Below are 7,400 nucleotides of genomic sequence, written 5' to 3' on the forward strand. Positions count from 1 at the left end.
TCGAGCGGGTGCGCGGCCTGCATCCCGACGTGCCGCTCTGGACCGCGGCGATCGACGAGGGCCTCGACGACGACGCCTTCATCCTGCCGGGCCTCGGCGATGCCGGCGACCGCGCCTACGGCACCAGGTGATGCCGCGGGTGGCAAGCGTCCTGACAAATGCATCATTCGTATGCAAATGAATAAAGCCGCTTGATCCGCCGCCGCGGCGCGGCCCATGATCTCCGGGATTTCCAGCCAGAAGGAACCCCACCATGGCCCATGACGCGCCGCAGCCGACCGGCCCGAGCAAGCTCGTGATCCGCAACATCGGCCTGCTGCTATCCGGCGCGCTGGAAAAGCCGATCCTGGACGCCGATACCATCGTGGCCGAGAACGGCAGGATCACCGCGATCGGCCACGCCGGGGATGTCGATGTCGAAGGCGCCACCACCATCGTCGACGCCAACGGCACCACCGTCGCGCCGGGGCTGATCGACAGCCATGTCCATCCCGTCGCGGGCGACTGGACGCCGCGGCAGAACCAGATCGGCTGGATCGACAGTTTTCTCCACGGTGGCGTCACCACCATGATTTCCGCGGGCGAGGTGCACATGCCGGGACGGCCGCGCGATGTGATCGGCTTGAAGGCGATGGCGATCTTCGCGCAGCGCGCGTTCTGGACGCTGCGGCCCGGCGGCGTGAAGGTCCATGCCGGCGCGCCGGTGATCGAACGCGAGATGGTCGAGGATGACTTCAAGGAGCTCGCCGCGGCCGGCGTCAAGCTGCTCGGCGAGGTCGGCCTCGGCGGCGTCAAGGACGGCCCGACCGCGCGCAAGATGGTGGCGTGGGCGCGCAAATACGGCATCCAGAGCACGATCCATACCGGCGGCCCGTCGATCCCCGGCTCCGGTCTGATCGACAAGGACGTCGTGCTGGAAGCCGATACCGACGTGGTCGGGCACGTCAATGGCGGCCACACCGCGCTGCCCGACGGCCAGATCCGCTGCATCTGCGAGGGCTGCAAGCGCGGGCTCGAGCTGGTGCACAACGGCAACGAGCGCTCCGCGCTCTACACGCTGCGCACCGCGCGCGAGATGGGTGATCTCTCCCGCATCATCCTCGGCACCGACGCACCGGCCGGCAGCGGCGTGCAGCCGCTCGGCATATTGCGCATGGTGTCGATGCTGTCATCGCTCGGCGAGGTGCCGGCGGAGATCGCGTTCTGCTTTGCCACCGGCAACACCGCGCGGATGCGGGCGCTGGATTGCGGCCTCATCGAGATCGGCCGCGCCGCCGATTTCGTGATCATGGACAAGGCGCAGCATTCGCCGGCGAAGACCATCCTCGAAAGCGTCCAGCTCGGCGACCTGCCCGGCGTCGGCATGACCATCATCGATGGCATCGTCCGCACCCAGCGCAGCCGCAACACCCCGCCGGCGACGAAGGTGCCGGAGATCGTCGGGCATTAGCGCGGCACTATCATTACGAGCGCTCGCAATGACGAGGAACCGTAGGGTGGGCTAATCGTACTGAGTCACATGTGTGGTGCTCTCGTTGAAATTCTTGAGCTTTTTGGAACGACCATATTTGCACAAAGACGAGTCGATTCAATGGCTTGAGTCTTCTTGTGACTCAGTACGACTAAGCGAAGCGTGCCCACCATTCCGGACGATACTGTCGATGGATGGTGGGCACGGCGCTACGCGCCTTAGCCCACCCTACGAATTCCCCGTCACGCGTGCGCGACGCGCTTTCCTGCGAGCACGGTGCCTGCCGGAAACAGCCGCTGCTTGCCGGTGCGCACGCCCTTGTAGTTGTCGAGGAATTCGAACGACCCCTCGCGCAATTCCATGATCGCGACATCGGCGGGAGCGCCGATATTGAGCGTGCCGCGGTCGTCGAACGACGCGAAGATGCGCGCGGGATTGACGGTGGCACAGGCGATGATCTGGCTGAGCGGCATGCCGTACATGATGAATTTCGACATCACGTTGGGCAGGTCGACGACGCCCGACGTCTTCGACTGCGTGTTCCAATCGGTGGAGAACGTGTCCGGCCACAGGCCCTGCCTGGTCGCCTTCTCCACGGTATCCCAGTCGAAATGATCGGCGACGCCATTGCCGAAATCGAACAGCACGCCACGACGGCGCGCGGCCATCACCTCGGGGATCAGCACGCCCTTGTCGTCGAGAATGCCGTTCATGCCCGGCGCGTACATGTGAGTGACGATGTCGCCGCGCTTGAGCAGTGCGAGAATCGAACGCAGCGGCGAATAGTTCTGGCCGACATGGATCATCACCGGGAGGCCGAACGGCGCCGCCGCCTCCTGTGCGCGCCGCAGCGCCTCCAGGTCGTTGGCGCCGGCGACGTTGTTCGACAGCCGCGCCTTGACGCCCACGACGACGTCGCGGTTGCGCGCGATGGCTCCCTGCGCCAGCGCGACGTTCGCGCTGTTGATGTCGTGCAGCTCACCCTCCGGCGCGATCACGCCGGTCCGGGCGATGTTCACCAGGATGCGGCCCATCTGCGGCGCACCGCGAGCGACGGCCGCAACCTGATCCACGTTGTCGGCGCCGCCCGAGCCGGCGTCGATCCAGCAGGTTACGCCGTCCTGCAGGCACATCGGCGGACCTTCCTTGCTTCTGCCGGCATGGGTGTGAATGTCGATCAGCCCTGGCGCCACGATCCTGCCATGCGCATCGATCGTCTCGGAAGCATCACCCTGAATGTCCGTCGCAACCGCCGCGATCACGCCCCTCACGATCGCCACGTCGCCCACGGCGTCGAACCCCGTGGACGAATCGATGATACGCCCGCCCTTGATGATCAGGTCGTAGGCCGCTGCGCGGGCCCCACGCGTGCGGCCGAGCAGCGCCGCGGCAGCGGCGCCGGCGTAGAGAAACTGACGTCGGTTCATGATGGTCGTCCTCCCTTTTTTCGGTGAGGCTACCAGATGTGTGAGAGAGATCACATCCGCGCTTCCGCGATCGGGTTACCTTGCTGCAACGCAAAGTGGTAGCGACGAGACACCGTGCTTGGCTCCTCCCGCCAAGGACCACTTGAGAGCCGTCAGAGTGGAAACACTCGCGGCTCTTTCTTTTGTCCGATCGGACGCAGGTCTCCCGAACGCGAGCGATCGCCGCTGCTCATCCCATTTTCGGGACATCCAACCACGCGCACGTTTTGGTGATGGCGGGTGTGCCGGCCGCGGCATTTTGTGTCTTCGAGATCAGACGCCGGGTGATAGTCTTCGTTGCATTGATGCTGCACGGTGACGATGGCAGCAGGAAATTTTTCAAGGCGCCCACCGTTGCGTATCGTTCCGCAGCCGAACGGATCCAGGTAGCAGGGAGACAGCAAGATGACGATGAGGCCCGACCCGACGTTCTATGCGTCGCCGAAACTGGCGATGGAAGCCCCGCCGGAGAACTTCGCCTATACCCTGCTGCTCAGCCCGGATTTCTCGAAGCCTGACGCGCTCGCGGTGATCGACGTCAAGCCCGGCTCGCCGAGCTACAGCCGGATCGTTCACACCGTGACGATGCCGAACAAGGGCGACGAGTTCCATCATTTCGGCTGGAACGCCTGCTCCTCGGCGCTGTCGCCGCTCGCAGGCCACGCCTTCCTCGAGCGCCGCTATCTCATCATCCCGGGCATCCGGTCGTCGCGGATCTATGTCGTCGATACCAAGCCTGATCCGACGCAGGCGAAGATCCACAAGATCATCGAGCCGGAGGAGATTTTCAGGAAGACCGGTTACTCACGGCCGCACACGGTTCACTGCGGCCCGGAGGGCATCTATGTCTCGACGCTCGGCGGCGCGGGCAAGGACGGCACCGAGGGAACGCCCGGCGTCTTCATCATGGATTGCGGGAGCTTCGAGGTGCTCGGACGCTGGGAGCTCGATCGCGGCCCGCAAAAGCTGCACTATGATTTCTGGTGGAACCTGCCGCGCGACTACATGGTGACGAGCGAATGGGCGCTGCCGCCGCAATTCGAAAAGGGAATCGTGCCGGAGGATCTGCTCGCGAACAAATACGGCCATCACGTCCACTTCTGGGATCTGCGCGCGCGGCGCAACGTGCAGACCATCGATCTCGGCGCCAACCACCAGATGGCGCTCGAGGTGCGTCCCGCCCATGATCCGGTTCGCGAATACGGCTTTCTGGGCGTGGTAGTCGACACCACCAATCTGGAAGGCTCGATCTGGACCTGGTGGCGCGAGAACGGCTCGTTCCACATCGAGAAGACGGCGACGATCCCGCCCGAGCCCGCGCCGAAGGAGCAGTTGCCGCCGCTGCTGCAAGGCTTTGGCGCGGTGCCGCCGCTCATCACCGACATCGACCTCTCGATGGACGATCGCTTTCTCTACGTCTCCTGCTGGGGCACGGGCGAGATGCGCCAATACGATGTCAGCGATCCCCGCAAGCCCAAGCTTGCGGGATCGGTGCACATCGGCGGCATCGCGCGCCGTACGCCGCATCCCAACGGCAAAGCCTATGCCGGCGGTCCGCAGATGGTCGAGATCAGCCGCGACGGCAAGCGCGTCTACTGGACCAACTCGCTCTACTCGACCTGGGACGATCAGTTCTATCCCGCGGGCGTGCCGGGCGCCGAGGTGATGGCCACTGTCGGCGCCAATGGCGGCCTCGAACTCGCCAAGGACTACTGGATCAGCTTCCCCGACGGCTATCGCGCCCACCAGATCCGGCTCGACGGCGGCGACTGCTCGACGGATTCGTTCTGCTACCCGTCGGTCTGACATTGAGCGGCGCCGGCTGGACGACCTTCTCGCTCTGGCTCGCCGTCATCGCGAGCGGCCTCTATCATGGTGCGAATCCAGGGATGGGATGGCCGCTCGCGGTTTCGGCCGGCTTGATGGAACGGCGCCCGCGCGCGCTCGTCGCCGCGCTCCTGCCGCTCTTGGCAGGCCACTTGCTCGCGATGCTGGCCGTGATCCTGCCCTTCGCGCTGCTCGTCACGCTGGTGGAATGGCAGCGCCCGATCCAGCTCGGCGCCAGTCTGCTGGTCATCGGTTTCGGCCTGTTCCGTCTGGTCAACCGGCGGCATCCACGCGCCCTGGCGCGCATCCCGCCGACGCAACTGGGGCTGTGGTCGTTCGCCGTGGCGATCGCCCATGGCGCGGGATTGATGCTGGTGCCGATCTATCTCGGGCTCTGCGGCGAAGCCGACCGCGGCCACGCCGCCGCCGAATCCCTGATCGGCAAGGATGTCTGCGTCGCCGCGCTGGTATCGGTGGTGCACGCCGCAGCGATGATCGCGGCCGGCGGCCTCCTGGCATGGCTGGCCTATCGCTATCTCGGCCTCAAATTCGTGTCGCGGAGCTGGTTCAACCTGGAAGCGAGCTGGGCGGCGAGTCTCATTCTGGTCGGGACCGTCGCGTTGGTGCTGAGCTTGGTCGGATAACGACGGGTGGCAGAGCCGTAGGGTGGGCTAATCGTACTGAGTCACAAGAAGACTCAAGCCATTGAATCGACTCGTCTTTGTGCAAATATGGTCGTTCCAAAAAGCGAAAGGATTTCAACGAGAGCACCACACATGTGACTTAGTACGACTAACTAAGCGACCACGAACGCGGTGGCACAACGGACGAAGATGGAGAAGCGTGCCCACCATTTGGAGCCACGCTGTCGCGGGAAGGGTGGGAACGGTGCTTCGCGCCTTTGCCACCCTACGATTCCGCATTCACCGCAGTTTGCTCAACAGCGCGATCAGCGTCTCGCGCTCCTTCGCATCCAGCGGCGCCAGCGTCTCCTTCGATATCGCGAGCGCATTCGGCGCGGCCTTGTCCGCGAGTTGCTGGCCGGCGCGGGTGAGGCTCACCACCAGGCGGCGGCCGTCGGTCGGATCGGCGCCGGTCTCGGTCAGTCCGCGCGCGGTGAGGCGGTCGATCACGCCCTTGATGGTCGCGACGTCCATCGCGGTCAAGCGGCCGAGCTGGTTCTGCGAGCACGGCCCGGTCTCGCTGAGCTTCGCCAGCGCCGCCCATTGCGTCGGCGTCAGGCTGATGCCGATGTCGCGGGCGAAGATCGCGGCATGCCGCTGCGATACTTGGCGCAGGATGAAGCCGATCTGCTCGTCGAGCACATAGGCCGGCTTCGACGGCTTGACGCTCTTCCTCAGCGAAGCATTCCTGTTCAGCGAAGCGCTCTTGGCCATCGCCTTCCCTGCCCCTTCACAGCGACAGATGCGCGTCGCGAATCTCCGGACGCGCATCGAGCTCTGCCATCGTGCCCTCGAAGCAGATCTGGCCGCGCTCGATGATGTAGGCGCGGTCGCAGATCAGCCGCGCGAAATGCAGGTTCTGCTCGGAAACGACAATGCTGACGCCCTCCCGCTTCATGGTCAGGATCGCATCCACCATCTGCTCGACGATTCGCGGCGCGAGCCCTTCCGACGGCTCGTCCAGCAGCACCAGCGAAGGATTGCCCATCAGCGTGCGCGCGATGGTGAGCATCTGCTGCTCGCCGCCGCTCATCCGCCCGCCCGGCCGGTCGCGCATCTCGCCGAGATTGGGAAACAATGCGAACAGCTTCTCGGCCGTCCAATGCGGCGCGTTCGCCCGCTTCGGCTGGCGGCCGACTTCCAGATTCTCGGTCACCGTCAGATCGGTGAAGATACGCCGCTCCTCCGGCACATAGCCGAGCCCGCGACGGACGATTTCGTGGGTCGGGCTCGACGATACGTCGGCGCCCTCGAACATGATCCGGCCGCGGCGCTGCTCGACCAGGCCGACGATCGAGCGGAACGTGGTCGACTTGCCGGCGCCGTTGCGCCCGAGCAGCGCGACCACCTCGCCCGCGCCGACCGCGAAACCGACGTCGAACAGGATATGCGCGGGCCCGTAATAGGCGTTGAGTTTCTCGACCGCGAGCTTCATGCCGAAGCTCCCTCACGGTGACGGCGGTCATACATCAGGCCTTCACCGAGATAGATCGAGCGCACTTGCGGATCAGCCCTCACCTGTTGCGGCGTCCCTTCCGCGATCAGCGTGCCGCGATTGAGAACAAGAATGCGGTCGGCGTGCTCGAACACGACATCCATGTCGTGCTCGGTAAAGAGGATGCCGATGTCGCGCTGATGCGCGATGTCGGCCGCCAGCCGCATCAAGTCGACGCGCTCGCGCGGCGCCATGCCGGCGGTCGGCTCGTCCATCAGCAGGAGCCTTGGCTGGTTGGCGAGCGCAACCGCGAGCTCGAGACGCTTCAGATCGCCATAGGCGAGCTGGCCGCATGGCCGCTCGGCCTGCGTCCCCATGCCGACGAGATCGAGCAGCCGGCCGGCCTCGCCGCGTGCAAGCCGCGGCATCGGGGACCGGAAACCAAACAGCCGCCGCTGGTGCGACGCCAGCGCGAGCTGGACGTTCTCGCGTACTGTCATGGTCGGAAATGTCGCGGT

At 65.2% G+C, this 7,400-nt stretch carries 8 protein-coding genes; 4 read left to right on the top strand and 4 right to left on the bottom strand.

Annotation, left to right across the window (positions count from 1 at the left end):
- Positions 1–131 (top strand): uracil phosphoribosyltransferase (locus JOY90_RS32915; protein WP_291695273.1); only part of this gene is annotated, 131 nt, incomplete at its 5' end.
- 122 nt (positions 132–253) lie between these two features.
- Positions 254–1,450, top strand: a complete 1,197-nt coding sequence (locus tag JOY90_RS32920) for an amidohydrolase family protein (RefSeq protein WP_291695266.1) — start codon at positions 254–256, stop codon at positions 1,448–1,450.
- A gap of 263 nt (positions 1,451–1,713) precedes the next feature.
- Here JOY90_RS32920 and JOY90_RS32925 read toward each other — a convergent pair whose 3' ends face one another.
- Positions 1,714–2,898 carry an amidohydrolase/deacetylase family metallohydrolase gene (locus tag JOY90_RS32925; RefSeq protein ID WP_291695267.1) on the bottom strand — a complete coding sequence of 395 codons (1,185 nt, stop codon included), beginning with the start codon at positions 2,896–2,898 and terminating at the stop codon, positions 1,714–1,716.
- 444 nt (positions 2,899–3,342) lie between these two features.
- On the opposite strand from JOY90_RS32925, the gene JOY90_RS32930 reads away from it, so the two are divergent.
- Positions 3,343–4,743, top strand: coding sequence for a selenium-binding protein SBP56-related protein (locus JOY90_RS32930; protein ID WP_291695268.1), 1,401 nt, complete (start codon positions 3,343–3,345; stop codon positions 4,741–4,743).
- 2 nt (positions 4,744–4,745) lie between these two features.
- On the top strand, positions 4,746–5,408 hold the full coding sequence (locus JOY90_RS32935; protein WP_291695269.1) for a hypothetical protein: 663 nt from the start codon (positions 4,746–4,748) through the stop codon (positions 5,406–5,408).
- 279 nt (positions 5,409–5,687) lie between these two features.
- Here JOY90_RS32935 and JOY90_RS32940 read toward each other — a convergent pair whose 3' ends face one another.
- From JOY90_RS32940 to JOY90_RS32950, 3 genes are all read right to left on the bottom strand, one after another.
- Positions 5,688–6,161: a MarR family winged helix-turn-helix transcriptional regulator gene (locus JOY90_RS32940; RefSeq protein WP_291695270.1), complete on the bottom strand. Its 474-nt coding sequence runs from the start codon at positions 6,159–6,161 to the stop codon at positions 5,688–5,690.
- Between the two features lie 16 nt (positions 6,162–6,177).
- A complete protein-coding gene (locus JOY90_RS32945; RefSeq protein ID WP_291695271.1) occupies positions 6,178–6,882 on the bottom strand; it encodes an ABC transporter ATP-binding protein in 705 nt (234 codons plus the stop codon).
- Positions 6,879–7,400: ABC transporter ATP-binding protein (locus JOY90_RS32950; RefSeq protein ID WP_291695272.1), on the bottom strand; the 522-nt coding region annotated here is incomplete at its 5' end. The genes JOY90_RS32945 and JOY90_RS32950, both read right to left, overlap by 4 nt.

Source organism: Bradyrhizobium sp. (assembly GCF_019242285.1).
GTDB lineage: Bacteria > Pseudomonadota > Alphaproteobacteria > Rhizobiales > Xanthobacteraceae > Bradyrhizobium.

Excerpts from the sequence above, each read along its gene's own strand:
- JOY90_RS32920 (WP_291695266.1), top strand. The coding sequence starts at position 254 with ATGGCCCATGACGCGCCGCAGCCGACCGGCCCGAGCAAGCTCGTGATC.
- JOY90_RS32925 (WP_291695267.1), bottom strand. The coding sequence starts at position 2,898 with ATGAACCGACGTCAGTTTCTCTACGCCGGCGCCGCTGCCGCGGCGCTG.
- JOY90_RS32930 (WP_291695268.1), top strand. The coding sequence starts at position 3,343 with ATGACGATGAGGCCCGACCCGACGTTCTATGCGTCGCCGAAACTGGCG.
- JOY90_RS32940 (WP_291695270.1), bottom strand. The coding sequence starts at position 6,161 with ATGGCCAAGAGCGCTTCGCTGAACAGGAATGCTTCGCTGAGGAAGAGC.
- JOY90_RS32945 (WP_291695271.1), bottom strand. The coding sequence starts at position 6,882 with ATGAAGCTCGCGGTCGAGAAACTCAACGCCTATTACGGGCCCGCGCAT.